This is a genomic window from Curvibacter soli (assembly GCF_029211125.1).
Classification (GTDB): Bacteria; Pseudomonadota; Gammaproteobacteria; order Burkholderiales; family Burkholderiaceae_C; genus Curvibacter_A; species Curvibacter_A soli.
This window is the reverse complement of record NZ_JARGEN010000058.1, coordinates 89,088-115,822: the sequence shown is the minus strand read 5'-3', so window position 1 is coordinate 115,822 and position 26,735 is coordinate 89,088. Positions and strand designations below refer to the sequence as shown.

Genomic DNA, 26,735 nt, shown 5'->3' with positions numbered 1-26,735 from the left:
CAATCTCGTCTAATATTTGTTTTCCACCCTGTGATACTCCTGGAATATCAATGGACACGCGCCAACTGCGCCATTTCGTGGCGCTTGCCGAAACCTTGAACTACCATCGCGCCGCCGAGCGGCTGCACATGGCGCAGCCGCCGCTGTCGGCGTCGATCCGCAAGCTGGAGGAACAGCTCGGTGTGCAATTATTCGCACGTACCCGCCGCGGTACCGAACTCACGGCCGCAGGCACGGCGGCGCTCGAAAATGCGCGGCGCGCGCTGTTCCATACCGAGCAGTTCGGCCGCACGGCGGCGGCGGCGGCCAACGGCGAGGCGGGGGCGCTGCGCATCGGCTTCGTCGGCTCGGCCACCTATGCACTGATGCCGCAGTCCATGCCACTGTTCCGCCAACGCTATCCACAGGTGCAACTCGTGCTGCACGAGTCGACGACGAGCCGCATCATGGCCTTGCTCGACAAGGGCGACATCGACCTGGGGCTGCTGCGCTTTCCGCTGGCGCAGGCCGGCGCGATCCGCGTCGTGCCGATCGAGCGCGACGTGTTCGTGGCCGCGCTGCCCCAGCACAGCCCGCTGGTCCAGCGGCGTCGGCTGCAGCTCTCCCACCTCGCGCAGGAGCCGTTCGTTCTCTACAGTGCAACCGAGGTACCTGGCCTGCACGCCACGGCATTGCTGGCCTGCCAGCAGGCGGGCTTCCTGCCGCGCGTACAGCAGGAAGCGGTGCAGGTCCAGACCGTCGTGAGCCTGGTGGAGAGTGGCATGGGCGTGGCGCTGGTGCCCTCGGTGGCAGCGCGCCATACGGCGCGCAACGTCGTTTTCAAGCAATTGCACGGCAACGGGTCGGCCGTGGAAATCGGCATCGCCCTGGCCTACCGGCCCCAGGCCGAAACACCGGCCGCGCGCCGTTTCAGGGAAACGCTGGAGATCATGGCCGGTACTGGAGCTTGAGCTTCCGGCATGCCATCGCCCCCCGTACACAGATGGCAAGACGCTCAAGGCGCAGGCAGTCCCACGTCGGCCAGGCTGCGCGGCTTGCCGATGGGCGCGGCGGACTTGCCCTCGCGCGTGGCGGCCATGTCCTCCTCGCTCGGGTACTGGCCGAGCAGCCAGTAGTCGAACACGCGCCGCGCGATCGGCGCGGCCACGCCGGCGCCCCAGCCGGCGTTCTCGACCACCACGGCCAGCGCAATGCGCGGGTTGTCGGCGGGCGCGAAGGCCATATAGAGGCCGTGGTCGCGTTGGTGCTCCTCGAGCTTGGCACCGTTGTACTTCTCCTTCTGGCCGATGGTCACGGCCTGGGCCGTGCCGGTCTTGCCGCCCGAGAGATAGCCCGCGCCCGCAAACACGCGCGTGGAGGTGCCCTCCTGCGTCACGCCAATGAGCGCCCGGCGCACGATGGCGACGTTCTCGGGCTTGAAGCCCAGGTCCGCCGGCGCGGGCTGCGGCAGCGGCGTGCGCGCATGCGTGAGCGGGTCCTGCGTCGCCAGCCCGAGGTGCGGCGTGTACGACATGCCGCCGCCCGCCAGCGTGGCCGTGGCATGCGCCAGTTGCAGCATGGTGAAGCTGTTGTAGCCCTGGCCGATGCCCAGCGAAATGGTTTCGCCCGCGAACCACTTCTTCTGCTCGGGGCGCTTGTAGGCGTCGCGTTTCCATTCGGTGCTGGGCAACACGCCGCGCACTTCACCGTTGATGTCGATGCCGGTGATCTGGCCGAACCCCAGCGGTGCCATGAAGTCGTGGATGGTGTCCACGCCCAGGTCGTTGGCGAGCGAATAGAAATAGACGTTGCTCGACAGCACGATGGCGCGGTGCATGTCCACGGGGCCCAACGCGATGTCGCCGTGGCTGCGGAAGGTATGGCCGCCGAAGGTCCATGAAGCGTTGTCGTTGACGATGAAGCTTGGCGAGCGCTTGCCGGTCTGCAGCGCGGCCATGGCCATGAAGGGCTTGTAGGTGGAGCCCGGCGGGTAGGTGCCGCGCAGGGCCCGGTTGAGCAGCGGCAGGTCGATGGATTCGTTGAGTGCCTGCCAGTTCTCCTGGTCGATGCCGTCGACGAACAGGTTGGGGTCGAAGGTGGGCTTACTGACGAAGGCCAGCACCTCGCCGTTGCGCGGGTCGATGGCTACCAGCGCGCCGCGGCGGTCACCGAACAAGTCTTCGACGAGCTTCTGGAGCTTGATGTCGAGCGAAAGCACGACGGCCTGGCCCGGCGTGGACGGGTGGCTCGCCAGCCGCCGCACGGCGCGACCGCCGGCAGAGGTCTCCATCTGCTCCACGCCGGTGATGCCGTGCAGTTGCCGCTCGAAGCTCTGCTCGATGCCCAGCTTGCCGATGTACTCGGTGCCGCGATAGTTGGCGGCGTCGTCGGATTCGTCGATGCGCGCCTTCTCGGCCTGGTTGATGCGCCCGATGTAGCCGATGACGTGGCTGGCCAGGTCGCCGAACGGATAGCTGCGGAACAGCCGCGCCTTGATCTCCACGCCGGGGAAGCGGTAGCGCTGGGCCGCGAAGCGCGCCACCTCCTGATCGCTCAGGCGGGTGCGGATGGGCAGCGACTCGAAGCTCCTGGATTCGTCCATGAGCTTCTTGAAGCGGCGCCGGTCGCGCGCCGTGATGTCCACCACCTGCGCCAGCGCGTCGATGGTGGCGTCCAGGTCGTCGATCTTGGAGCGCGTGATCTCCAGCGTGTAGGCCGAGTAGTTGCTGGCCAGCACCACGCCGTTGCGGTCGAGGATGAGCCCGCGGTTGGGCACGATGGGCACCACGGCGGTACGGTTGCTCTCGGCCTGCTCGGCCAGGTCTTCATGGCGCGTGACCTGCAGATGCACCAGCCGCGCCGCCAGCAGGCCGAAGGCGGCGCACACCACCAGCGCGACGACGAACACGCGCATGCGAAAGCGCGAGAGGTCGGCCTCGACGTTGCGCAGCTCGGTCATAGCGGCCGGTTCTCGTCGCGGTCGGGCGGGCGGCGCTGCGGTGCCAGCAGGATCAGGCTGGCCAGCGGCCACAGCGCGGCCTCGATCAGCGGCGCCAGCAGGAAGTCCAGCCCCGGAAACGCGCCGCCCGCAAGCATGCGGATGGGCACCTCGACCACGTGCGCCGCCAAAAACAGCGGCAGCACCTGCACGGCCTGCGCGACCAGGCTGAACCACAGCAGGCGCCGCTCGATGGTGATGGCCAGGAACACCAGCGCGACGTAGGCGAGCGCATGCTGGCCCAGCAGCGCCGTCTGCTGCACGTCCATGCACAGGCCGAACGCGAAGGCAGCGCCCATGCCCACACGCAGCGGCTGGTGCACGCCCCAGAACAGCAGCAGCAGCATCAGCAGATCGGGCCGCCACGCCGCGCGCCCCAGCGGCAGCATATTGACAGCCAGCGCGACGACCAGGCTCACCCAGATGAATACGGGGTTGACCGGCAGCAGCAACTGCTGGGTGGCGCGCCGCGGAGTACTCACTTGCGCCCACCCTTTCTCGCCGCCGGCGGCGGATCGGCCTCGGGCCGCGGCGGCACGTCGGCGGCAACGAGCCGCAGCAGCATGACGTGGCGCGCCCCCTGCGTGAGCGCCAGCGGCACACAGTAGATGCGCGCGAACGCCGAATCGGCGCGGCGCTCCATGCGCGCCACGCGCGCCACGGGCAGGCCGGGCGGATACACGCCATCCACGCCGCTGGTCGTCAGCAGGTCACCTTCCTGCACGTCGGCGTTGCCGGGCATGAAGCGCAGCTCCATGCCGCCGTCGTGCGCGGCCACCGGGTCGCCATAGGCCACGCTGCGCGCGCCCGTGCGGACGTTCAGCACGGGAATCGCCTGGTCGCGGTCGATCAGCAGCGTGACTTCGCTGACAAGCGGATGCACGCGTGTGACCTGCCCGAGCACGCCGGACTCATCGACCACCGGCGCGCCGAGCGCCACGCCCTGCACCAGTCCCTTGTCGACGATGATGCGGCGCGTGTAGGGATCGGCGGCGTCGTAGAGCACTTCGGCGGCCATCGCCTGCGCGCCCACGCGCTCGCGCAGGCCCAACAGCCGCCGCAGGCGCTGGTTTTCCTGGAGCAGTTCTTCCACCTGGTTGGCGCGCTGCGACTGCTGCGCAAGCCTGCCGCGGGCCTCCTTCTCCAGGCGCTGCGCCGTCGCCAGCGACTCGAAATAGCCAGCACCCGTGCGGGCGAGCTGCACGGGCTGCAACGCCAGCCACTGCATGGGGTACAGGACGGTGGCGATGGCCGCGCGCAGCGGCTCGGTCAGGCGGAAACGCACGTCGGCCACCATCAGGAAAACCGCCAGCGCACTGAAGAACATGAGCTTCGAGAGCGCCGAGGGCCCTTGCCGGAAGAACGGCGGAGCGCTGCGGTCCAGGGTTCCCAGGGGCATGGTCGGATGCGGGCCTCGACAATTGCGAAAAAGCCGGCTGCATCATAGCGAGCCGGCTTGCCAAACCAAAGGAAAAACTTACTCGCTGGTGAAGATGCTGCCCAGGCGGTCCATGCGCTCCAGCGCGATGCCGCAGCCGCGCACCACGCAGGTCAGCGGGTCTTCGGCCACCAGCACGGGCAGGCCGGTTTCCTCGGCCAGCAGGCGGTCCAGGTCGCGCAGCAGCGCGCCGCCACCGGTGAGCATCATGCCGCGCTCGGCGATGTCGGCGCCGAGTTCGGGCGGGGTCTGCTCCAGCGCGTTCTTGACCGCCGAGACGATGTTGTTGAGCGGGTCGGTCAGCGCCTCCAGCACCTCGTTGCTGCTGATGGTGAAGCTGCGCGGCACGCCTTCGGAGAGGTTGCGGCCCTTGACTTCCATCTCCTTGACCTCGGAGCCGGGGAAGGCGCTGCCGATGTTCTTCTTGATGGCCTCCGCCGTGGGCTCGCCGATCAGCATGCCGTAGTTGCGTCGGATGTAGTTGATGATGGCCTCGTCGAACTTGTCGCCGCCCACGCGCACGCTGCCCTTGTAGACCATGCCGCCCAGCGAGATCACGCCCACTTCGGTGGTGCCGCCGCCAATGTCCACCACCATGGAACCGCTGGCTTCGGAAACGGGCAGGCCGGCGCCGATGCCTGCCGCCATGGGCTCCTCGATCAGGTAGACCGCCGTGGCGCCGGCCGCTTCGGCCGCATCCTTGATGGCGCGGCGCTCGACCTGGGTGGAGCCGCAGGGCACGCAGATGATGATGCGCGGGCTGGGGGTGAACAGCGTGCGCGGGTGCACCATCTTGATGAACTGCTTGATCATCTGCTCGGTGATCACGAAATCGGCAATCACGCCATCCTTCATCGGGCGGATCGCCTCGATGTTGCCGGGCACCTTGCCCAGCATGGCCTTGGCCTCGCGGCCCACGGCCTGGATCACCTTCTTGCCGTGCGGGCCGCCCTCGTGGCGGATGGCGACGACCGAGGGCTCGTCGAGCACGATGCCCTTGTCGCGGGCGAAAATCAGGGTGTTTGCTGTGCCAAGATCAATGGCCAGGTCGGTGGAGAAGTACCGACGGAAAGCTCCGAACATTCAAGAATCCTCTCAGGCACGGCATGCGCTTCGGCCTGCTGTCGCCGGGTTTAGGGGGGGTGTACTGGCTTTTTTCGCACAATTACCAGCAGTTCCGAGGGTATTGCGGCAAAGCCGGGATAATACTCCATCCCCTGTGAACAACCGGGTCCGCCCAAGCCCGCCGCAGGGCTCTTTACACCCGCTCTCGACAGCCACTCCCCCTATGTCTCTTTCCCCCCAGGACATCAGCCGCATCGCCCATCTGGCGCGACTGGAACTCACTCCCACGGAAGGTGAGCGCATGCTCACGCAAATCAACGGCTTCTTCGACATCGTCGGTCAGATGCGCGCTGTGGATACTTCCGGCGTGGAGCCGCTTTCCCACCCCGTGGCGACGGCCCAGGACATCACCCTGCGCCTGCGCGCGGACGTGGCCAGCGAACCCGATGCGCGCGAGGCCAACCAGCGCAGCGCCCCGGCGGTCGAGGCCGGCCTGTTCCTGGTGCCGAAAGTGATCGAGTAAGCCATGGCTCAGGATCTGCACGAACTGGGCGTAGCCTGCCTGGCGGCCCAACTGCGCGCCCGGAAGGTATCGGCGGTCGAAGCCGCGCAGCACTTCCTGGCCCGCAGCAAGCAGCATGCGGCGCTGGGCGCATTCCTGGCCATCGACGAAGACGTGGCGCTGGCCCGGGCGCGCGCTGCGGATGCGCGCATCGCCGCGGACCAGGCGGGCGCGCTCGAAGGCGTACCGCTGGCGCACAAGGACATCTTCGTCACGCGCGACTTCCCCACCACTGCGGGATCGAAGATGCTCGCGGGCTACCGCTCGCCCTTCGACGCCACCGTGGTCGCGCGCCTGGCCGAAGCCGGCGCCGTGGCGCTGGGCAAGCTCAACTGCGACGAGTTCGCCATGGGCTCGGCCAACGAGAATTCCGCCTTCGCGCCGGTCAGGAACCCCTGGGACACGCAGCGCGTGCCCGGCGGCTCCTCGGGCGGCAGCGCGGCAGCGGTGGCGGCGCGGCTGGTGCCTGCGGCCACGGGCACCGACACGGGCGGCTCGATCCGCCAGCCCGCGTCGTTCTGCGGCATCACCGGCATCAAGCCGACCTACGGGCGCGCCTCGCGCTACGGCATGATCGCCTTCGCCTCCAGCCTCGACCAGGCCGGGCCGATGGCGCGCTCGGCGGAGGACTGCGCCCTGCTGCTGTCGGCCATGTGCGGCCCCGACCCCGACCGCGACTCCACCTCGCTGGACCTGCCGGCGGAGGACTTCACCCAGGCGCTGGACGGCAGCCTCGCGGGCCTGCGCATCGGCGTGCCGGCGGAATTCTTCGGCGACGGGCTGGCCGCCGACGTGCGCGCGGCCATCGACGATGCGCTCAAGGAATACGAGAAGCTCGGCGCCCGGCTCGTGCCCATCAGCCTGCCGCGCACGGAGCTTTCCATCCCCGTGTACTACATCATCGCGCCGGCAGAGGCCAGCTCCAACCTGAGCCGCTTCGACGGCGTGAAGTTCGGCCACCGCGCGCAGCAGTACGCCGACCTGCTCGACATGTACAAGAAAACCCGCGCCGAGGGCTTCGGCGACGAAGTCAAGCGCCGCATCATGATCGGCACCTACGTGCTGAGCCACGGCTACTACGAGGCCTACTACCTGCAGGCGCAGAAGATCCGCCGCATGATCGCCGACGACTTCCAGCGGGCGTTCCAGGACTGCGACCTCATCGCCGGCCCCGTGGCCCCGACCGTGGCCTGGAAGCTCGGCGACAAGGCCGACGACCCGGTGGCCAGCTACCTGGCGGACATCTTCACCCTGCCCGCCTCGCTGGCCGGCCTGCCGGGCATGAGCGTGCCGGCGGGCTTCGGCGAGGGCGGCATGCCCGTGGGCCTGCAGTTGATCGGCAACTACTTCGCCGAAGGCCGCCTGCTCAACGCTGCGCACCAGCTCCAGCAGGGCACCGACTTCCACCTCCGGCAGCCCGCGCTGGACCAGGCCCCGCAATGAGCGCGCCCGAATTCAAGGCCCCACCCACCATCGGCAGCGCTGCCATGCTCGGCGACTGCGCCACCCTGCTGCAGGGCTACCCCGACCAATGCGTGGACTTGATCGTCACCTCCCCGCCTTATGCCGACCAGCGCGCATCCACCTATGGCGGCATCCGGCCCGACGACTACGTCGCGTGGTTTCTGCCGCGTTCCGAACAGTTTCTGCGCGTATTGAAGCCCACCGGCTCCTTCGTGCTCAACATCAAGGAAAAGGCCGTCAATGGCGAGCGCCACACCTACGTGCTCGAACTCATCCTCGCGCTGCGCAAGCAAGGCTGGCTCTGGACCGAGGAATACATCTGGCACAAGAAGAATTGTTTTCCCGGCAAATGGCCGAACCGCTTCCGCGACGCCTGGGAGCGCTGCCTGCATTTCACCCGGCAGCGCCAGTTCAAGATGAACCAGCAGGCCGTGATGGTGCCAACGGGCGACTGGGCGCAAACCCGCCTCAAGTCGCTGGGCAAGAACGACGTGGTGCGCTACGACTCACAGGTGGGCAACGCCTTTGCCAAGAACATCGCCAACTGGCAGGGGCGCGAAATGGCCTACCCCACCAACGTGCTGCACCTGGCCACCGAGTGCGGCAACAAGCAACATAGCGCGGCCTTTCCGCTGGCACTGCCACAATGGTTCATCAAACTCTTCACCGACGAGGGCGATGTGGTGCTGGATCCGTTCGCCGGCTCGGGCACCACGCTGCAAGCCGCTGTCGAGCTCAAGCGCCACGCCATCGGCATTGACGTGGCGCAGGAATATGTGGACATGTGCCGCGAAATTCTGGCGCCCGTGCAAGGCCGCACCATGGAACCCAGGACACCTTATGTCACTCAGCGAAGCCGCAAGACAGTACGTCCAGAATCGGATCGCTGCGGACTTTCACAGCAAGCGCCTGGCGAGTCTTGAGGGACTGCGGCTCGCGCATCTTTCGGCGCAGGAAGAAACGCTGTTTGGCGCCTTTCTCGAAGGGCTAGGAGCCTGTCGGGCTTGGAGCGCCGATAGCGAGAATCGGCCCCAGCGAGGACAGTTTTTGCCCGCTTCGCAGGCCCATAGCCCAGCTATGGGTCAAGAAGCGGGTGAAAAATGGACTGCTGCGGCCGATTTGCAGCCGGCGACTTCCAAGTCCGACAGGCTCCTAGCCATCCACATCTGCGCGCAGGCATATGGCGGCAGGAAGTCCACGACGGAGGGGATTGACCTGGAGTTCTCCCGCGACGGAACGCGCTACATCGTGTCCATCAAAAGCGGCCCGAACTGGGGCAACTCGTCGCAGATCGCGAAAATGGTGCAGAACTTCGACAGAGCCCGCCGCATCGCCGGGCCACGCGAGCATGTCATGGCCGTCAATGGTTGCTGCTACGGCGCGGATGCGCACCCCGCCAAAACCGGCAATTACCTCAAACTCTGCGGGCAAGATTTCTGGCATTTGATTTCTGGCGAGCCGCTGCTGTACCGGCAAATCATCGAACCGTTGGGCCACGAGGCACGCCAGCGCAACGATGAGTTCGAGCAAGCCTTCGCCCGCTTGCATACCCGCTTCACGGCCGACTTCACCCAAGCTTTCTGCCGCCCCGACGCTTCCATTGACTGGGACAAAATCGTGGCGCTGAATTCGAGCGCCAAGACGCTTTGGCAACCCTGATTTCTTCGACACAACGCATATGGCCTCTCTCCTCATCCAAGGCTACGAAGTCGTCATCGGCTTCGAGACACACGCCCAGCTTTCCACCCGCAGCAAGATCTTCAGCCGCGCGCCCACGGCCTTCGGTGCCGCGCCAAATACACAAGCCTGCGCGGTCGATCTGGCGCTGCCAGGCACGCTGCCGGTAATGAACCGCGGCGCCGTCGAGCGCGCTATCAAATTAGGACTGGCCCTGGGCTCCCGCATTGCGCCGCGGAGCATTTTTGCCCGCAAGAACTACTTTTACCCCGATCTGCCCAAGGGCTACCAGATCAGTCAGTTCGAGATTCCCGTGGTGCAAGGCGGGGAGGTATCGTTCTACCTCGGCGACGAAAAGAAAACCGTGCGCCTGGTGCGCGCCCATCTGGAAGAAGACGCGGGCAAGTCGCTGCACGAGGACTTCGTGGGCATGAGCGGCATCGACCTCAACCGCGCCGGCACGCCCCTGCTCGAGATCGTCACCGAGCCCGACATGCGCTCCAGCGAAGAAGCCGTGGCCTATGCCAAGGAACTGCACAAGATCGTGACCTGGATCGGCATTTGCGACGGCAACATGCAGGAAGGCAGCTTCCGCTGCGACGCCAACGTTTCAGTGCGCAAGCCCGGAGGCCCGCTGGGCACGCGGCGTGAGATCAAGAACCTCAACAGCTTCAAGTTCATGCAGCAGGCCATCGACTTCGAAGTGCGCTGGCAGATCGAGCAGATCGAGGACGGGTTCGCCATTCAGCAGGCCACGGTTCTGTTCGACCCTGGCACGGGCGAAACCCGCGCCATGCGCACCAAGGAAGACGCCGCCGACTACCGCTACTTCCCCGACCCCGATCTGCCGCCGCTCGTGATCGCACCTGAATGGGTGGAGCGCGTGCGGGCCGAGATGCCCGAATTGCCGCGTGCCATGGCCGAGCGCTTCGTGACCGGCTACGGCCTGCCCGAATACGACGCGGCCACACTCACGCAGACCAAGGCCATGGCGGCGTACTTCGAGGAAGTCGCCGCGCTCAGTCGGCAACCCAAGCTCGCCAGCAACTGGATCATGGGCGAGGTGTCGCGCCGCCTCAACACCGGCGAGACGGACATCGCCCACGCGCCGGTTTCTGCAGCCCAGCTCGCCCAACTGATCGGGCGCGTCGTTGACGGCACTATCTCCAACAGCGCCGCGCGCCAAGTGTTCGACGCGCTCTGGAGCGGCGAAGGGCAGACGGTGGACACGGTGATCGAAGCCAAGGGCCTCAGGCAGATGAACGACAGCGGCGCACTGGAGAAGATCATCGACGAAGTGATCGCCGCCAACCCCGACAACGTGGCCCAGTACAAGGCCGGCCGAGACAAGGCGTTCAACGCGCTGATCGGCCAGGTGATGAAAGCGAGCAAGGGCAAGGCCAACCCGCAGCAGGCGGGCGACCTGCTGCGCGGCAAGCTCGCCTGAGGGGAACGCGGGCCGTCAGCGCACGGCGGTCTGCTGCGCCCATAGCTGGCGCAGCTTCGCCAGCTCGGCATCGAAGCGCGCGTTCACGCGCTGCCTTTCCTGCTGCTGGTCTTCGATGAAGCGCCGCTGCGCCTGCACGTCGCTGTCGTTGTCGGTGTACTTGCGCTTCAGGCTCTCCGGGGCCTTGGCGGGGTCTTTCGCGTAGAACTCCATTTCGGTGTCCAACGCCTTGCGCTGGCTTTGCAGCTCGACGATGCGCTGGTTCGCCGCGGCGATGACTTCGTCGATCTGCTTGAGCGCTGCGGACCGCTCGGCATCGTGCGCTGCCTGGTTGGGGTAGCGGTTCACGAGCGCGCGTTCGCGCCGCTTCTCGTCGCCCTGGCGCCGCCGCTCCTCGGCCTGGGCGCGCTCGCGCGCCTCGCGCTCGGCCTGTTCACGCTCGCTGAGCGACGGGCCTATGCTGCGCCGCAGCGCACCCGTGGGGCTGAGTTCTTTCTGCTCCCGGTCCGCGCATTCGGGAATCGGGCGGTCCGCCGTGAGCGTGCGGCCGTGGCTGTCCACGCAGGTGTAGATGCCCTGGGCCCGGGCCGGCAATTGCAGTTGCTGCAGCGCGCAACCCAGCAACAGCGCACCGGCAGCGCGCAGTATCCCGCCCTTGCAGACCACGGCATCTCCTTATCCCGCATCCTCCACACCGTAGCGCTGGCGGTAGGCCAGCACCCGCTCGTGGTGGGCGCCCAGATCGCCAGCCGCCGCACCATGCGCCAGATACTGCAATAAGTCTGCCAGCTTGGCGATGGCGCAAACCTGCATGCCGAGCTGGCTGCGCACGTACTGCACGGCGCTGTGGTCCACGTCGCGCCCATCCTCGGTGGCCTTCTCCTGCCGGTCCAGCGCGATGGCCACCGCGTGCGGCGTGGCGCCGGCGGCGCGGATGATGGCGATCGACTCGCGCACGGCGGTTCCGGCGGACATCACGTCGTCCACGATCAGCACCCGGCCCTGGAGCGGCGCGCCCACCAGGCTGCCGCCCTCGCCGTGGTCCTTGGCCTCCTTGCGGTTGTAGGCGAAAGGCACGTTGCGGCCCAGCCGCGCCAGTTCGATGGCGACCGCCGCGCCCAGCGGGATGCCCTTGTAGGCGGGGCCGAAGACCATGTCGAATTCAATGCCGCTGCCGACGATGCGGCGTGCATAGAATTGCGCCAGCCGGCCCAGCTTGGCGCCATCGTCGAACAGCCCGGCGTTGAAGAAATACGGGCTCAGGCGACCCGCCTTGGTCTTGAATTCGCCGAAACGCAGCACGCCCGCATCGACGGCGAACTGCACGAAATCCTGCGCCAGCGCGTCATCCGCGCCCGTTTGCGCCTCACCTGTCTGCATGGGGAATCCTTTGTTCAAATTGACCAGCCTCAACCTCAACGGCATCCGCTCCGCCGCGTCCAAGGGCTTGGAGGCCTGGGTCGCGAAAACCCGCCCGGATTGTATTTGTGTGCAGGAGATCAAGGCCCAGGCGGCGGACATGCAGGACCGCTTCGAGCAACTGGCCGGCCTGCGCGGGTACTTCCACTTCGCCGAGAAGAAGGGCTATTCGGGCGTGGGCATCTACACGCGCCACACGCCCAGCGATGTCATTGCCGGCTACGGCTCGCCCGAATTCGACGCCGAGGGCCGCTACCTGGAGTTACGCTTCGACACACCGGCGCGCAAGCTCTCGATCGTCAGCGCCTACTTTCCGAGCGGCTCCTCGGGCGAGGAACGCCAGCTCGCCAAGTACCGCTTCCTGGCCGAATTCCACCCGCACCTGATGCGCAGCAAGGCCGAGCGCGAGTTCATCCTCTGCGGCGACATCAACATCGCCCACCAGCAGATCGACTTGAAGAACTGGCGCAGCAACCAGAAGAACAGCGGTTTCCTGCCCGATGAACGGGCCTGGATGACAAAACTGTTGCACATCTCTGACGAAGGCGGCGGACTGGTAGACGTTTACCGTCAGTTACAACCAACCGCGACCGACACGGCCTACACATGGTGGAGCAACCGTGGACAGGCTTATGCGAACAACGTCGGATGGCGGCTGGACTACCACCTGGCTTCGCCAAGCTTGGCAGCGACTGCCAAGACTGCCGATGTGTTTAAGGCGCAGAAGTTCAGCGACCACGCACCCCTGACGGTGGACTACGACTTCACGCTCTGACGCGCCCGCCGCAAGGTGGCGCCTACCGCCAGTCGTCACCAGGCATAGATCTCTTCATGAACTCGTCGAACATCGGCACCGTGAATGCCGTGTCACCATGGTTCGGGCTCCAAACCATGCCCTTGCTGATGAGCGAACTTCGGGTTGGGGCCAGCGATGAAACATTCGCCTTGTAGCAGGCAGCAATGTCGCCTGACCGGTGGGGACCTGCCCCAAGTTCAGCCATCGCCCGCAGGTACTTTTTCTCCTTGGGTGTCAGACGGTCGAAGCGAACCCGAAAGAAGCTTTCATCTAACGCTGCAACGGCCGTGACGGATGCGGTTGCAACATCATTCTCAGTGATGGGTGAAGACGACGCAGCCCGCCAAGTATGACTGCCCCACTGCTGCAGGAAGTATGCGTAGCCTTGCGTCAATACCAGAATCTGCTCCAAGGCCGCAGGGACGATGCTCACGCCCTCGTCGTCGAGCGGCTTCTCGATGGCTCGCCGGGCGGCTTGTGGTGGCAGCGGACCGATTTGCGGAAAGTCGAACAAACGCTCGGCATAAGATTTCGCATTCCCCATGCGCCCACGCAACTGAGGCAGGCCGGCGCCGACTAACACCACCGGCAATTGCCGCTGCTCGGTCCTGTGCATGGCAGTGATCAAGGCGGCAAGTTGTGTTACCTCAACGTACTGCAATTCGTCGATGAAGATGGCCAGCGCGGTGTTGGCTGATTTGGCGGCCAATCCCACCTGCTCAATGAGCGCCTGAAGGTCATGCTCCAGGTCGCCGTTGTCGGCAAGCCCAGGCTCCGCGTCATAGTCGATGCCAACTTCAATGTCCCCGTAGGTCACTTTGAGCTTGCTGGCAAAACCTGCAAGGGCCCGCAAGCCGCGAACCGCATAGTCTTTTGCTGCGGCCACTTGACTGAGTCGTAAAAGTGCCTGACGCAACTGCGGAGCCAATAGAGCAGGGAGGGAGCGACCTTCCGGCGCCTCAATCCGGACAGTGTGGATGCCCGCTGCTTCTGCATCCTCTCGAATGCGATCAAGAAGCACAGTCTTGCCGACGCCACGCAATCCCACAAGCATTGCACTCTTGGCTGGACGGCCAATACGGGCTCGCTCAAGCGCTATATGAAGTGAGGCACGCAATTCGTCGCGGCCGGCAAGCTCAGGAGGCGGGGTACCTGCTCCTGGAGCGAAGGGGTTGCGAATAGGATCCATGCCTAGGAGTTTATAGTAATCTTTTCAAAATTACAATTTATTCATAAATTCATGAATATCGCTATGAATGCACGCTGCAAAGACCCAGGCGACAACCACATTCGTCCGCTCAAACCAGCGATAAATGTCGCTTCTACCCCATCGACTACCCGCCTGGCCTCGCCCGCGCTGGCGCGCGCCGAGCACATTCACAGGGCGCAGAAGTTCAGCGACCACGCACCCCCGACGGTGGACTACGACTTCACGCTCCGAGCCACGCCGAATGCTCCTGTTTCAATAGCTGCTACCGCTTTATCCATGGGCGCTGGAGGCCTATTTGGCCCCAAAACCGGCCCGCGAGCGCACGCCCTTCAGCCGCGCCCGCGCGCCTGCTCGTACAGTCCCTGCACCTTGGGCACGTTCGACTCCAGCTCGCGGATGCGCTCCGGCCCCGAGGGGTGGGTGGACAAAAAGCCGATGCCGGCACTGCCCCCGCCGGCCTGCCCCATCTTGCGCCACAGGCTCACCGCCGCCTCGGGCCGGTAGCCGGCGCGCGCCGCCAGTTCCAGCCCCACGAGGTCGGCGTCGCTCTCGTCGGTGCGGCTGAACTTCAGCGAAATGAGCTGCGTGCCCACGTTGGCCGCCATATCGCCGACCTGCCCCAGGCCCAGCAGTTGCGCGCCCAGCGACAGCAGCGCCCCCGTGCCCTGCGTCTTGGCGATGCGCGCGCGGGCGTGCTCGCGCAACGCGTGCGCCATCTCGTGGCCCATGACCATCGCCACCTCGTCGTCGGTGAGCTGAAGTTGGTCGAGGATGCCCGTATAGAACGCGATCTTGCCGCCCGGCATGCAGAAGGCGTTGATCTGCCTGCTGCCGATCAGGTTGACCTCCCAGCGCCAGTCGCGCGCACGCGGGTTCCAGGCCGCCGCGAACGGGATCAGCCGCCGCGCGATGGCGCGCAGCCGCTGCAACTGTGGGTTGCCGTCGGGCGCCAGCGCCCGCTGCGCGCGGGCCTGGGCCAGCATCTGCGCATACTGCTGGGTGGCCGAGCGCTCCAGCGAATCCGCCGGCACCAGGCTGCGCAGCCGCGAGGCGTCGCCCACGTCCACCTGCGCATGCAGCGGTGCGGCCACGGCAGCCGCGGCCAGCACGAAGGCGCGCCGCGCCTGCCATGGCGCGCGGGCGGCGGGGCAGCAGCCCGGGCGGCACGCGCCGAAGGTCTCATGTGGCGACAGGTTTGGTTCGATTGTGCGCATGCCGTAAAGTCTAGGGCGTTTACTACGGCACCCATGCTGCACTACCACACCATCCCTGTCACGGCCTTCCAGCAAAACTGTTCGCTGCTCTGGTGCGATGCCACCGCGCAGGCGGCCGTGATCGACCCGGGCGGCGACCTGCCCGCCATCGAGGCCGAGGCAGAGCGCCGCGGCCTGCGCCTGCGGCAGATCTGGCTCACCCACGCCCACATCGACCACGCCGGCGGCGCGGGCGAACTGGCGCGGCGGCTGGGCCTGCCCATCGTCGGCCCGCACGAGGGCGACCAGTTCTGGATCGACGCGCTGCCGCAGCAGGCCGCGATGTTCGGCTTTGCGCCCGCCGAGCCGTTCGCGCCCACGCGCTGGCTGCACGACGGCGACACGGTGCAGATAGGCCAGGAAACGCTCGCCGTGCGCCACTGCCCCGGCCACACGCCGGGCCACGTGGTGTTCCATGCGCCGCAGATCGACCGCGCCTTCGTGGGCGACGTGCTGTTCGCGGGCAGCATCGGGCGCACCGACTTTCCGCAGGGCGACCACCAGCAGCTCATCGACAGCATCACCCAGCGCCTCTGGCCCATGGGCGACGGCACGGTCTTCATCCCCGGCCACGGCCCCGAAAGCAGCTTCGGGCGCGAGCGCCGCAGCAACCCCTACGTGGGCGGCACCTGAACCGCAGCGCCGACGCGCGCCTGCGTCCGCATCTCCGCGCGCACCACGATCGCCAGCCCGGCCAGCACGCCGGCCAGCCCGGCAAACGCCACCCACTCCGGCCGCTCGCCCACCACGGCCATCGCCAGCACGAAAGCTGCCACCGGCTCGATCAGACTCAGCGCCACCCCGGTCGGCCCGGAGACATGGCGCAGCCCGATGGAAAACAGCAGGTGCGCGATGCCCGACACCACCACCCCCAGGTAGACCACCACCAGCACCGCCGGCCACGTCCACCGCGGCGCCCCGCCCTGCAGCCAGGCAATGGGGACGGCCAGCAGCGCGGCCCCGGTGAACACGTAGAAATTGACCACCTTGGGCGGCATGCGGCCCACCAGCCGCTTGCTGAGGAGCGCCGCGCCCGAATACGACAGCCCCGCCAACAGGCACATCGCCAGCCCCGGCCAGGAGACGGCGGCGCCCGCGCCACGGCCCGCGACCATGGCCGCGCCGCCCGCCACGCTGACCAGCGTGCCGCCCCACCACAGCGCCGGCAGGGGCGTGCGCAGCACCGCGGCCTGCAGCAGCCCGGCCCAGATCGGCCCGCTGCCGATGGCCACCGCCGTGCCCACCCCCACGCCCGCGAGCTTCACCCCTTCGTAGAAGAACACGCTGTAGCCGCCCATGCCCGCCGCCGCCCAGGCGAACCACGGCCAGCGCAGCCCGGCGCGGCGCGGGCACAGCGTGAAGCCGGATCCGCGCGTGCGGCCCGGCCCCAGCGACGGCAGCAGAACGCCCCCGAGGAACACGCTGGACACCGCCAATTGCGCCGCCCCCACCCAGAACGGCGACAGCCCCGCCGCCCCCAGGCTCTGTGCCGTGCCGCTGGTGCCCCACAGCACGCTGGCCAGCACCACCAGCGCGATGCCCCGAGCCGCAGAAGCGGTGAAAGCGCGTTGCGTCGTCGTCATGCCACGCATGGTGCGCCGCGCTGGCACGGCAAATGTCGAGCACCGCGCGAAGTCGCCCCACCCGGGGTCGGAGCAGAGGTCGGCACGGCGGCGTCAGCGCCCGCTCCGCAGCCCCCGCGCGCCCACGCCACGCTCGCGCCGCAGCGCATAGGCCAGCGCGCTGGCGCTGGCGTAGCCCACCTGCGCAGCGGCGGCGTCGAGCGTGCGCCCGCGCGCCAGCAGGCGCGCGGCGACATCCAGGCGGCGCGCGCGCAGCCAGCCCTGCGGCGTCTGGCCCGCCAGCTCCAGCAGGCGCGCGTGGAAGCGCGCCGGGCTCAGGAAGAACAGCGCCGCCATGCGCGCCGTGGGCCAGTCCTCGTGCAGCGCCTCGGCCACGGCGGCCTCCAGCCGCGCCAGGTCCAGCCCCCGCCGCGCCAACACGCGCGGCGCATCCAAGATTTGCGCCAACACGCGCGGCGCATCCAAGATTTGCGCGGGCACGCGCGGCGCACCCAGGATTTGCGTCGGCACGCGCGGCGCATCCAGGATTGGCGCCGGCACCGCCTGCGGTACATCGCCCGCGCGCCACGGCCCTGCCCACGCCGGGTCCACGGCGAAACGCCGCACCCGCTCCACGCCCGCCTGCGCCGGCGCGTCGATCACGAACATGTACGTACCCGGTCGGGCCAGGAAGCCATGCGCGGCGCCCGCCGGCACCACCATGCCGCAGGCCGTATCGACGAAGGCTGCGCGGCCCGCCACCTCCAGCTCCATGCGACCCGCCAGCGCGAACAGGATCTGCGCGTGGTCGTGCGCGTGCACGGCGTGCTCGCCGCCGTAGCGGCGCACCGAGGCGACGGGCGCGAGGACAGGGCAATGGGAAGCCATCGGGCCGCATGGTAGCCTGCCCCGGCGTCGGCGTGGGAGCGCAACCTGCTTCGCATCACCCGCCTCGGCGGCTTCACGCCCGGCATCCTGCCCCGGGAGTGGCGAGCGCCGACGCTGCTGGCGCTGCTGGCGCTGCACTAGGCGTGGCAGGCTGGGGCTGCGGCGGCGCGCCAGGGCGCAGATATAGGGGAGTATGCATCTCTACCGCCCGTTTTTAGGGCGGTGGGAAGGTGGTTGTTGGGGAGTATGCTGGGCTGGCCATGCCAGCGCGGGCGACCGGCATGGCGCATGCGGATAATCGGCCCGTTCTTTCGCCCGCACCATGCCCCACACCCCCGCCGATACCGTCCGCGCAGGCCCCGCGCCCGCCGCCGCGCCGCGCCGCCCCTGGCGCGAGGCCTGGCGCGTGTACCTGGAGCCTGCCAGCCTGCGCATGCTCACGCTGGGCTTTTCCGCCGGGCTGCCGCTGCTGCTGGTGCTGGGCACACTGAGTTTCTGGCTGCGCGAGGCGGGCATCGACCGCACGACCATCGGCTACCTGAGCTGGGTGGGACTGGCCTATGCGTTCAAGTGGGTGTGGTCGCCGCTGGTGGACCGGCTGCCGCTGCCGCTGCTGACGCGCTGGCTGGGGCGGCGCCGCAGTTGGCTGCTGCTGGCGCAGTGCGCGGTGGCAGCGGGGCTGGCGGGCATGGCGTTCAACGATCCGCGCACGGCGCTGGCACCAGTGGTGTGGTGCGCGCTGGCGGTGGCGTTCGGCTCGGCCACGCAGGACATCGCGCTGGACGCCTACCGCATCGAATCCGCCGACACCGAGCACCAGGCGGCGCTGGCGGCCACCTACCAGACGGGCTACCGGCTGGCGATGATCTGGGCCGGCGCGGGCGTGCTGTGGCTGGCCGCGCGGGCCGAGGCGCCCGGCGTGGCGGGCTACCAGCCCGGGGCGTGGAAGGCGGCGTACCTGGCGATGGCGGCGTCCATGCTGGTGGGCGTGGCCACGGTGCTGCTGAGCCCCGAGCCGGCGCGGCGCGCGCAGCCGGCGGCGAAGAACGCCGCCGAGTGGCTGCGCGGCGCGCTGGTGGAGCCGTTCGCCGACTTCCTGCACCGCTACCGCTGGCAGGCCGCGCTGATCCTGGCGCTGATTGCCGTGTACCGCATCAGCGACGTGGTGATGGGCATCATGGCCAACCCGTTCTACGTGGACATGGGCTACACCAAGGACGAGGTGGCGGCGGTGACCAAGGTGTTCGGCGTCGTCATGACGCTGGCGGGCGCCTTCGTGGGCGGGGTGCTGTCGATGCGGCTGGGCGTGATGCGGGTGCTGATGCTGGGCGCCGTGCTGAGTGCTGCCAGCAACCTGCTGTTCGCCTGGCTGGGCACGCGCGGGCACGACCTGCGCGGGCTGGTGTTCGCCATCTCGGCGGACAACCTGGCCGGCGGCATTGCCTCGGCGGCGTTCATCGCCTACCTGTCGGGGCTGACCAATGTGAACTACTCGGCCACGCAGTACGCGCTGTTCAGTTCGATGATGCTGCTGCTGCCGAAGTGGGTGGCGGGCTTTTCGGGCCGCTTCGTCGATGCCTGGGGCTACCAGAGCTTCTTCGTCGGCACGGCGCTGCTGGGCGTGCCGGTGCTGCTGCTGGTGGCGCTGGCGGCGCGGGTGCATGCGGTGGCCACCACGCCCGGGGCCGCCGGCGATGCGCCCGCTTGAACCTGGAAACGGCAGTTGACCGCTTTGTATCCCTTGACAAGCCGCAGGAAATCGAGCGTTGCCGGTTTCGATGGCGCTCACCTCGTGGGTGAGAGCGCTATGCACCTGCCGTTTCCAGGGTGAATTCGTTTACGTAACTTTACGGGCGCTTCAACCCCCATGCGATGCGCATCGCGGACCATGAGCGGCGCCGGCACCCCCACCCGCGGCACGGAGAGCACCCCATGAGCACCCATCACCTGCTGATGATCGAAGACGACGCCCGCCTGGCCCAGATGGTGGGCGAATACCTCGGCCAGTCGGGCTTCAGCGTTGAGCACGCGGCGGATGCGCAGCGCGGGCTGGCGCGGTTGCAGGGCGGCGCGCAGGCGGGCCTGCCGGACCTCGTGATCCTGGACCTGATGCTGCCCGACATGGACGGCCTGGAGGTGTGCCGCCGCATCCGCGCCATGCAGGGCGCGGCGGCGCAGACGCCGGTGCTGATGCTCACCGCCAAGGGCGACCCGATGGACCGCATCATCGGCCTGGAGCTGGGCGCCGACGACTACCTGCCCAAGCCGTTCGAGCCTAGAGAGCTGCTCGCGCGCATCCGCGCCGTGCTGCGCCGCCGCACCGAGGGCGCCGCGCCGCAAGCGCAGGCGATGCGCTTCGGCTCGCTGGAGATCGACCGCGACGCGCGCACCGTGGCCGTGGCAGGCCAGCCCTGCGAGCTCACGTCGTACCAGTTCGACCTGCTGGTCGCGCTGGCCGAGCGCGCGGGCCGCGTGCTGACGCGCGACCAGATCATGGAGGCCGTGCGCGGGCGCGAGCTGGAGGCGTTCGATCGCTCCATCGACGTGCACATGGGCCGCATCCGCGCGGCCATCGAAGCCGACCCCAAGAACCCGAAGCGCATCCTTACCGTGCGCGGCGTGGGCTACGTGTTCGCCAGGCAGCAGGACTGAACATGGCCCCCACGGTCGCGCACTGCGTGTGGCTGCCCGCCCCCAGGCACGGGTTTGCCCTGCGCCGCGCTTGTGCATGGGTGCGCGTTTCGCCTTGGGGCCACCCGGCGGCGAAACCTTTGCGCTGCGCAGCGGGCCCGGCGTGATGTTCGGCATCTTCTCGCGCCGCCTGTACCTGCGCATCTGGCTCGCCGTGGTCGGCAGCGTGGCCGTGCTCACGCTGAGCGTGGGCTGGGCCTGGCGCGTGGCCGCCGAGCAGGAGGCGCGCGAGCGCCAGCCCCCGCCGCCGCGCCCGGTGATCGTGCGCAACGCGGAGGGCGAGATGGTGAGCCACGGCACGGCCACGCGCACGCCGGGCGAGGGCCTGGAGTTCACCGTCGATCTGTCCGACGGCGAAACCCTGACGCTGCAGATTCCGCCGCACCCGCCGCGGCCCAGCCGCGATACCGCCTTCTGGCTGCGCGCGCCATTCGGCTTCGTCTGGATGCTGGGCCTGGTGGGCCTGGCCGTGGCGGTGGGGGTGTACCCCATCGTGCGGCGGCTGACGTCGCGGCTCGAGGCGGTGCAGCGCAGCGTGCAGCGCTTTGGCGAGGGCGACCTCTCGGCGCGCGCGCCGGTGGCGGGGCACGACGAGGTGGCCGATCTGGCGCAGCGCTTCAACGCGGCGGCGGCGCGCGTGGAAACGCTGGTCGAATCGAACAAGTCGCTGCTGGCCAATGCGTCGCATGAATTGCGCTCCCCGCTCACGCGCATCCGCATGGGGCTGGAGCTGATGGGCGGGCAGACCTCGCCGAGCCTGCGCGACGAGATTCTGCGCAACATCGCCGAGCTGGACCAGTTGGTCGACGAGATCCTGCTCGCCAGCCGGCTCGACGCCCAGGAGGCCGACATCGGCACCATGGAGGCCGTGGACCTGACGGGCCTGGCGGCCGAGGAATGCGCGCGCGCGGACGCCGAGCTGGATGCCGGCACCACGCTGCAAGGCGTGGAGGTGCGCGGCGTTGCCAAGCTGCTGCGCCGCGCGGTGCGCAACCTGCTGGAGAACGCGCGCCGCTACAGCCACGGCGGCATCACGCTGTCGGTGCGGCGCGTGGACGGGCAGGCGCTGCTGCGCGTGTGCGACCTCGGCCCCGGCGTGCCCGAGAATTTGCGCGAGCGCATCTTCGAGCCCTTCTACCGCCTGCCCGGCGCCAGCGAGCGCGAAGGCGGCGTGGGCCTGGGGCTGGCGCTGGTGCGCTCCATCGTGGCCCGGCACGGCGGCACGGTGCGCTGCGAAAGCCGGCCCGACGGCGCGCAGGGGGCGTGCTTCGTGCTGGAGCTGCCGCTGCGGGAAGAGGGCGGCGAGAAGCTATCAAAATAATAGCTTCCACCGCAATAGGTACGGGCGCATACGGCCTAAAATGCGTCAAAAAATCGGCAGCCACACCAACACCATGCAGAACATCCTAGTCGTCGGAGGCGCGGGCTACATCGGCTCGCACATGGTATGGCTGCTGGGGCAGCACGGCGTGCAGGCGGTGACCCTGGACAACCTGGTCGCCGGGCACCGTGACGCGGTGCTGCATGGCGAGTTGCGGGTGGGGGACGTGGCCGACCGTGCCTTGCTCGACCAGATACTGGACAGCCAGCGGTTCGACGCCGTGATGCATTTCGCGTCGTTCATCCAAGTCGGCGAATCGGTGCTCGACCCCGCCAAGTACTACCGCAACAACGTCGCCACCACCCTCACGCTGCTCGACGCCATGCGCGACCACGGCGTGCGGCAGTTCGTTTTCTCGTCCACCGCAGCGCTGTTCGGCGAACCGGCTTATACGCCCATCGACGAAAAACACCCGCTGCAGCCCATCAACCCGTATGGGCGCAGCAAATGGATGGTCGAGCAGGTGCTGGCCGACTATGCGCGCGCCTATGGATTGCAATCGGTCTGCCTGCGCTACTTCAACGCCGCCGGCGCGCATCCGCAGGGTTTGCTGGGCGAGCGCCACGAACCCGAGACCCATCTGATCCCGCTGGTGCTGCAGGCCGCCACGGGGCGGCGCTCCCACGTCACTGTGTTTGGCCGCGACTACGACACGCCCGACGGCACCTGCATCCGCGATTACGTGCATGTGATGGACCTGGCCGACGCCCACTGGCTGGCCCTGCAATACCTGGCCCGGGGCGGCACGGCGGGCGCGTTCAATCTGGGCAACGGCAACGGCTATTCCGTGCAGGAGGTGGTGGACACGGCGCGCCGGGTGACGGGGCGGGACATCGCGGTGCGGGAGGGGCCGCGCCGGGCCGGCGACCCGGCACGCCTGGTGGCCGACGCGGCCCTGGCGCGCCAGGTGCTGGGTTGGCAGCCGCGCCACGGCAGCCTGGAGGCCATCGTGCGCGATGCGTGGCAGTGGGAATGCCGTGCGGGCGGCCCGGCCCCACGTCGCCCGCCTGAGCCCGCCTGAGCCCGCCTACCACCAGCGGGTTTTGTCGCGCGTGTGGCGCTGCTTGAAGCGGGAGTAGACGTTGCCGTTGGCGTCGAGCTGGAGGCGCTCGAAGATCGCCATGACGATGCGCCCCAGCGGGTGCGCGCGGCACACGTCCTCCAGCCGCCAGCGCATGTTGCGCAAGGTGTCGTCGGTGCCGGCAATGAAGGCGGACAGCCCATCGAACAGGCCCACGCGGTGCTGCCGCAGCGCGTCGATGGAGGCAGGCTGGTCGCGGAGATCGTCTAGGCGGCAGAGGAAGCGCTCGGTTTCCTGCAGCTTCACGGTATTGACCAGCAGCACCCCGTTCATCAGGATGGCTTTCAGCGTCGCATCGCCGTCGTGGTCGATGAAGGTGTCGCACGCCGAGACCAGCCAGCGCAGATTCAGGTGCCGCAGCAGGAAATCGGCTTCCGCCAGCCACAGTTGGCGAAAGCGCGCGTAATGGACGCGGGTGTCCACCTCCCGCCGGATCAGCACGATCAGCATGGCGTGGTGGTACAGCAGTTCCGGCTGGCCGATGAATTCGCGCCGCAGGCGCTGCAGGTGCTCCCGCAGGTCCACCGATGCGCCGTGGGCATACTGCGGCGCATCGCCTTGCACCAGCGCTTGCTTGAGGGCCTGCACGTCGGGCGCCTGCAATTGGGCCGCAGCGGCGTCCGCGCCGAAGCGCCGGCGGTGTCTGCCGAAGGAAAACCACTTCTCAAACGGAGTCTTGCGGCGTCGCATCGCGGGATCGTGGGTTGGAAAGCAGGTATTGTCCGACCAGGCTGCCGGGCAGATAGAGGCCGCGCTCGATGTAATCGTCGAGCCGCCGGCGGTCCGGCTTGCGCAGCTTGACCACGGGCGGCGGCGCGTCCGCGGCGCGCGAGAACAGCAGGCGGATTTTGAGCGCCGCGCGGTTCCAGTTGCCGAGGGCGTGGTAGTAGTACGGCCCGTCCTCGGCCTTGCCGAGGCACAGGCGGCAGCCACTCCCGGCGCGCAGGACGAATTGCAGCGCCAGATGCATGCTGAGGTAGTGCGGTATGTCGATCCGCTGGCGCACCTGGGCATAGACGCCCAGCGCCTGCAGATGCGCGATGTAGCCTTCGTTGCCGCGCGCGACGACCTGGGTGCTGAACTCCCGCTGCAAGTCGGCGATGAACGGACTTTCGGGCGGAGCGGCCATGAACCAGTTTTCCACCACGGGGTACGCCGCGTCGCTGGTGTAGCGCTCCAGGTAATAGCCCACGAAGTCGCACTGCGCCTCGGCCTGCCGCGCCAGCACCCAGTCGAGCGGGGCGGTGAGGATGGTGCTGGCATCGAGCCAGATGCCGCCATGGCGGCGCAGCAGCTCCAGCCGCACCCAGTCGGCGCGCTTGGCCTCGGAGACGCCATCGAGCGCGCTCGGAATGCTGGGGATGTAGGCCCGCACGCTGGCGGCGTCCAGGATGCGGACGCTGAAGCCGGGGTTGAGCGCGCGCCAGTTGTCGAAGCAGCGCTGCACCACGAGCGGCACGGCGCTGCCGCTCCAGTAGCCCCAGATGATGGACGGAATGCGCCGGGGGTTGCTGCTGGCGGCGCCGAACGCATGGACGGCGAATGGCGCCGCCCCCTGGTCCTCCAGCCGCCGGGGCCGCCAGGCGAAATACCGGCGCAGCCAGACGGCGAGCCAGAGTTCGCCGCGGCTCCTCCATGCGCGCAGGCGGTTCTTCATGGCTGGAGGTAGTGGAACCAGTGGCGGAACTTGTACCAGCGCAGCCACCAGCCGCGCAGCAGGTAGGCCCTTTCCAATGCCCGTGGCGACAGTGGCGATGCAGCGCGAAAATTCTGCCGGAACCGCTCTGCCAGCGCTGCATCCGTCGACGCCCGCGCGTGCGGGTGGGCGGCCACGCAGCGCATGGCGCCCACGAGGTTGCGCGCACTCTGGTGCGCCAGCGCCAGCGCCAGCGTCGGGTCGCGCCAGCAGTCCTCCTGCTGCTCCAGCGCGCGCCGGAACTCCGCCAGGGCACCCGACTGGTCCAGCGCCTTCTGCGGCGTCATCGCCGCCAGGATGCTGCCGCCGCGCTGGCGGTAGGCGACCCAGGGGCTGGGCGCGTAGTACCAGCTCGCGGCGCGCAGCGCCAGCAGCGGCATGGTGGCCATGTCCTCGAAATATCGGCCCGGTGGAAAGCGCAGCCCGGGCGCCCACAGCGCGCGCCGGGCGATCTTGGACCAGGCATGCAGTTGCCCCGTGGCGAGCATGCCGGCCAGCAGCGCCGGGCGGTCGCGCCCGAGCCGGCCGGCCGGCCCCGCGAAAGTCCGGCGGTGCCTCTCCCCGCGCAGGCGGTGCTTGAGGCGGGGCTGCGCGCGCCACACCTGGAAGTCGCACAGCACGAGGTCGGGCGCATGGCGCTCGACGATGGCGTGCATGGCGTCGATGGCGCCGGGCAGCAGCTTGTCGTCCGAATCGAGGAACCAGAGGTAGTCGCCCCGTGCGTCCTCGATCAAAGCGTTGCGCGCCGCGCTCAGGCCGCCGTTGCGCCCCTGCCGCAGCAGGCGCAGGCGACCGGGCCAACGGGCGGCCAGGGCCTGCATCGATGCCCAGGACGCATCGGTGGAACAGTCGTCGAGCAGGATCACCTCCACCCCTTGGCCAGCCTGCTGCATGACCGACTCCACGCACTCCGCGAGGTACGCCTCGACGTTGTACACAGGAACCAGGATGCTGAGCCAGGGCGCCGGCGAGGTCATTGCGGCGGCCCTCCTCGGAGCAGGCACTGGAACAGCGCCTCGTAGCGCCCGGCCATCGTCTCCAGGCCATGGAGGCGCTGCGCGTCGGCACGCGCCGCATCGGCCATGCGCGCGGCCTCGGCGCCATTGCGCAGCAGGTATTCCAGCGCATCGGCCCACGATGCCGGGCTTGCATGCTCGGCCAGCAGACCATTGCGGCGATGGTCGATCACCTCCTGCACGCCGGTCACGCGGCTGCCCACCACGGCGCAGCCCGCCGCCATGCCCTCGATCAGCGACAGCGGCATGCCTTCGTAGTGGGTCGCCAGCACGCAGATCCGGTGTGTCATCAGCAGGCCGGGCACGTCGTCGCAGAAGCCGACGAAACGCACCTGCCCGTCGAGCCCCAGCTTCCGGCACAGCCGTTCGGCGGCGCGGCGCGCGCCGACCTTGCCGCCGCCCGCCAGCAGCACGGGCGGCGCATGGCCGCGCTCGCGCAGCAGGGCCAGGGCGCGCAGCAGCGTGGCGTGGTCTTTCTGCCGCCCGAACCGCGCCGCCATGACGATGCCCGGCGTGCGTTCGGCAAGCGGGTGCTGCGGCGCCTGGACGTAGGGCAGCAGCCGGATGCCGTTGGGGATCGCCAGGGTTTTTTCCACCGGGAATCCGCGCTGCAGCAGGCTCTGCCGCACGCCCTCCGAGCAGCCCACGATGGCGTCCGTACGCCGGCCCAGCCAGAGCGCCTGCGCCAGGCGCAGGCGGGTGTAGCGCTCGCGCGCGTTGTGCTCCACGTGCACCAGGTGCGGCACATGCGCCAGCAGGCCCGCGTAGCGGCCCCAGAGATGCTCGCTGAAACCATGGGCCACCAGGATGTCGGGCCGGAACCCGCGGCAGATGGCCATGAGCTGCCAGACCGTCGCCGCATGCGACCAGCCGGCCACCACCTCGACGGCCACGCCCTGCGCGCGCAGGGCGGCGATGCGCGCCGGGTCCGTGTGGCGTTTTCTGCGCAATACCAGCAGCGGCTCGAAATTGCCCGACGCCCGGTGTGCCTGCACCAGCTCCAGCGCGATTTGCGTCGCACCCGAAAAACCCCCGGTGACGAAATGCAGCACCCGGGGCAGGCCCGCGCCCGCGGGTGCGGCGCAAGAGCTGGATGCCTGCGGATCCGCCAC

The 26,735-nt window shown here is 68.5% G+C and carries 26 protein-coding genes and 1 pseudogene; 13 read left to right on the top strand and 14 right to left on the bottom strand.

Annotation, left to right across the window (positions count from 1 at the left end):
• Positions 1 to 50: 50 nt before the first annotated feature.
• Positions 51 to 950, top strand: a complete 900-nt coding sequence (locus PY257_RS12985) for a LysR family transcriptional regulator (RefSeq protein WP_275742470.1) — start codon at positions 51 to 53, stop codon at positions 948 to 950.
• Between the two features lie 44 nt (positions 951 to 994).
• Here PY257_RS12985 and mrdA read toward each other — a convergent pair whose 3' ends face one another.
• The 4 genes from mrdA to PY257_RS12965 form a co-directional block, all read right to left on the bottom strand.
• A complete protein-coding gene (gene mrdA / locus PY257_RS12980) occupies positions 995 to 2,938 on the bottom strand; it encodes a penicillin-binding protein 2 (protein ID WP_275742468.1) in 1,944 nt (647 codons plus the stop codon).
• Positions 2,935 to 3,459: a rod shape-determining protein MreD gene (gene mreD, locus PY257_RS12975; protein WP_275742466.1), complete on the bottom strand. Its 525-nt coding sequence runs from the start codon at positions 3,457 to 3,459 to the stop codon at positions 2,935 to 2,937. The genes mrdA and mreD overlap by 4 nt, the downstream gene beginning before the upstream one ends.
• Complete coding sequence (gene mreC, locus PY257_RS12970; RefSeq protein WP_275742464.1) at positions 3,456 to 4,376, bottom strand: rod shape-determining protein MreC; 921 nt, start codon at positions 4,374 to 4,376, stop codon at positions 3,456 to 3,458. The genes mreD and mreC overlap by 4 nt, the downstream gene beginning before the upstream one ends.
• 78 nt (positions 4,377 to 4,454) lie before the next feature.
• On the bottom strand, positions 4,455 to 5,498 hold the full coding sequence (locus tag PY257_RS12965; RefSeq protein WP_275742462.1) for a rod shape-determining protein: 1,044 nt from the start codon (positions 5,496 to 5,498) through the stop codon (positions 4,455 to 4,457).
• 205 nt (positions 5,499 to 5,703) lie between these two features.
• On the opposite strand from PY257_RS12965, the gene gatC reads away from it, so the two are divergent.
• From gatC to gatB, 5 genes are read left to right on the top strand one after another with little or no spacing between them, the layout of a single operon-like run.
• On the top strand, positions 5,704 to 6,003 hold the full coding sequence (gatC, locus tag PY257_RS12960; RefSeq protein ID WP_275742460.1) for an Asp-tRNA(Asn)/Glu-tRNA(Gln) amidotransferase subunit GatC: 300 nt from the start codon (positions 5,704 to 5,706) through the stop codon (positions 6,001 to 6,003).
• A gap of 3 nt (positions 6,004 to 6,006) precedes the next feature.
• Positions 6,007 to 7,485 carry an Asp-tRNA(Asn)/Glu-tRNA(Gln) amidotransferase subunit GatA gene (gatA, locus tag PY257_RS12955; protein ID WP_275742458.1) on the top strand — a complete coding sequence of 493 codons (1,479 nt, stop codon included), beginning with the start codon at positions 6,007 to 6,009 and terminating at the stop codon, positions 7,483 to 7,485.
• Positions 7,482 to 8,429, top strand: a complete 948-nt coding sequence (locus tag PY257_RS12950) for a DNA-methyltransferase (protein ID WP_275742456.1) — start codon at positions 7,482 to 7,484, stop codon at positions 8,427 to 8,429. Before gatA ends, PY257_RS12950 begins: the two co-directional genes overlap by 4 nt.
• A complete protein-coding gene (locus tag PY257_RS12945) occupies positions 8,347 to 9,165 on the top strand; it encodes a PmeII family type II restriction endonuclease (RefSeq protein ID WP_275742454.1) in 819 nt (272 codons plus the stop codon). Before PY257_RS12950 ends, PY257_RS12945 begins: the two co-directional genes overlap by 83 nt.
• Positions 9,166 to 9,184: 19 nt before the next feature.
• Positions 9,185 to 10,630 (top strand): Asp-tRNA(Asn)/Glu-tRNA(Gln) amidotransferase subunit GatB, encoded by a 1,446-nt coding sequence (gatB, locus tag PY257_RS12940; protein WP_275742452.1) that lies wholly within the window; start codon positions 9,185 to 9,187, stop codon positions 10,628 to 10,630.
• A gap of 15 nt (positions 10,631 to 10,645) precedes the next feature.
• Here gatB and PY257_RS12935 read toward each other — a convergent pair whose 3' ends face one another.
• Positions 10,646 to 11,296 carry a DUF4124 domain-containing protein gene (locus PY257_RS12935; RefSeq protein WP_275742450.1) on the bottom strand — a complete coding sequence of 217 codons (651 nt, stop codon included), beginning with the start codon at positions 11,294 to 11,296 and terminating at the stop codon, positions 10,646 to 10,648.
• Positions 11,297 to 11,305: 9 nt separating this feature from the next.
• Positions 11,306 to 12,010, bottom strand: a complete 705-nt coding sequence (gene pyrE, locus PY257_RS12930; RefSeq protein WP_275742448.1) for an orotate phosphoribosyltransferase — start codon at positions 12,008 to 12,010, stop codon at positions 11,306 to 11,308.
• Between the two features lie 10 nt (positions 12,011 to 12,020).
• Here pyrE and PY257_RS12925 point away from each other — a divergent pair, with 10 nt between their 5' ends.
• On the top strand, positions 12,021 to 12,824 hold the full coding sequence (locus tag PY257_RS12925; RefSeq protein ID WP_275742446.1) for an exodeoxyribonuclease III: 804 nt from the start codon (positions 12,021 to 12,023) through the stop codon (positions 12,822 to 12,824).
• Between the two features lie 22 nt (positions 12,825 to 12,846).
• Here PY257_RS12925 and PY257_RS12920 read toward each other — a convergent pair whose 3' ends face one another.
• A complete protein-coding gene (locus tag PY257_RS12920; RefSeq protein WP_275742443.1) occupies positions 12,847 to 14,034 on the bottom strand; it encodes an ATP-binding protein in 1,188 nt (395 codons plus the stop codon).
• Positions 14,035 to 14,187: 153 nt separating this feature from the next.
• Here PY257_RS12920 and PY257_RS12915 point away from each other — a divergent pair.
• A pseudogene (locus PY257_RS12915) lies at positions 14,188 to 14,283 on the top strand (exodeoxyribonuclease III); the annotation flags it as partial.
• Between the two features lie 101 nt (positions 14,284 to 14,384).
• Here PY257_RS12915 and PY257_RS12910 read toward each other — a convergent pair.
• Positions 14,385 to 15,269, bottom strand: a complete 885-nt coding sequence (locus PY257_RS12910; RefSeq protein ID WP_275742441.1) for a M48 family metallopeptidase — start codon at positions 15,267 to 15,269, stop codon at positions 14,385 to 14,387.
• 33 nt (positions 15,270 to 15,302) lie between these two features.
• Between PY257_RS12910 and PY257_RS12905 the strand changes: the two genes are divergently transcribed.
• Positions 15,303 to 15,941, top strand: a complete 639-nt coding sequence (locus PY257_RS12905; RefSeq protein ID WP_275742440.1) for an MBL fold metallo-hydrolase — start codon at positions 15,303 to 15,305, stop codon at positions 15,939 to 15,941.
• On the opposite strand, the gene PY257_RS12900 is transcribed toward PY257_RS12905, so the two are convergent.
• Both PY257_RS12900 and PY257_RS12895 read right to left on the bottom strand, forming a co-directional pair.
• Entirely contained in the window at positions 15,923 to 16,891 is a 969-nt protein-coding gene (locus tag PY257_RS12900) for a DMT family transporter (protein WP_275742438.1), read from the bottom strand. The two genes, PY257_RS12905 and PY257_RS12900, sit on opposite strands and share 19 nt — an antisense overlap.
• A gap of 93 nt (positions 16,892 to 16,984) precedes the next feature.
• Entirely contained in the window at positions 16,985 to 17,758 is a 774-nt protein-coding gene (locus PY257_RS12895) for a helix-turn-helix domain-containing protein (RefSeq protein ID WP_275742435.1), read from the bottom strand.
• Positions 17,759 to 18,080: 322 nt separating this feature from the next.
• Here PY257_RS12895 and PY257_RS12890 point away from each other — a divergent pair, with 322 nt between their 5' ends.
• The 4 genes from PY257_RS12890 to galE all read left to right on the top strand — a co-directional run bounded on the left by PY257_RS12890 (position 18,081) and on the right by galE (position 22,851).
• Complete coding sequence (locus tag PY257_RS12890; protein ID WP_275742433.1) at positions 18,081 to 19,466, top strand: AmpG family muropeptide MFS transporter; 1,386 nt, start codon at positions 18,081 to 18,083, stop codon at positions 19,464 to 19,466.
• A 224-nt stretch (positions 19,467 to 19,690) separates the two neighbouring features.
• Positions 19,691 to 20,410: a response regulator gene (locus PY257_RS12885; RefSeq protein ID WP_275742431.1), complete on the top strand. Its 720-nt coding sequence runs from the start codon at positions 19,691 to 19,693 to the stop codon at positions 20,408 to 20,410.
• Between the two features lie 145 nt (positions 20,411 to 20,555).
• Positions 20,556 to 21,770 (top strand): HAMP domain-containing sensor histidine kinase, encoded by a 1,215-nt coding sequence (locus tag PY257_RS12880; protein WP_275742545.1) that lies wholly within the window; start codon positions 20,556 to 20,558, stop codon positions 21,768 to 21,770.
• A gap of 73 nt (positions 21,771 to 21,843) precedes the next feature.
• Entirely contained in the window at positions 21,844 to 22,851 is a 1,008-nt protein-coding gene (gene galE / locus PY257_RS12875) for a UDP-glucose 4-epimerase GalE (protein ID WP_275742429.1), read from the top strand.
• 6 nt (positions 22,852 to 22,857) lie between these two features.
• Here the strand turns inward: galE and PY257_RS12870 are convergent, their stop codons facing one another.
• Genes PY257_RS12870 through PY257_RS12855 form a run of 4 tightly spaced genes read right to left on the bottom strand, consistent with a single transcriptional unit; the run spans position 22,858 to position 26,735 of the window.
• A complete protein-coding gene (locus tag PY257_RS12870; protein ID WP_275742427.1) occupies positions 22,858 to 23,601 on the bottom strand; it encodes a hypothetical protein in 744 nt (247 codons plus the stop codon).
• Entirely contained in the window at positions 23,576 to 24,568 is a 993-nt protein-coding gene (locus PY257_RS12865; protein WP_275742425.1) for a glycosyltransferase family 32 protein, read from the bottom strand. Before PY257_RS12865 ends, PY257_RS12870 begins: the two co-directional genes overlap by 26 nt.
• Positions 24,565 to 25,584, bottom strand: a complete 1,020-nt coding sequence (locus PY257_RS12860) for a glycosyltransferase family 2 protein (protein WP_275742423.1) — start codon at positions 25,582 to 25,584, stop codon at positions 24,565 to 24,567. Before PY257_RS12860 ends, PY257_RS12865 begins: the two co-directional genes overlap by 4 nt.
• Positions 25,581 to 26,735: a glycosyltransferase family 4 protein gene (locus PY257_RS12855; RefSeq protein ID WP_419095709.1), complete on the bottom strand. Its 1,155-nt coding sequence runs from the start codon at positions 26,733 to 26,735 to the stop codon at positions 25,581 to 25,583. The genes PY257_RS12860 and PY257_RS12855 overlap by 4 nt, the downstream gene beginning before the upstream one ends.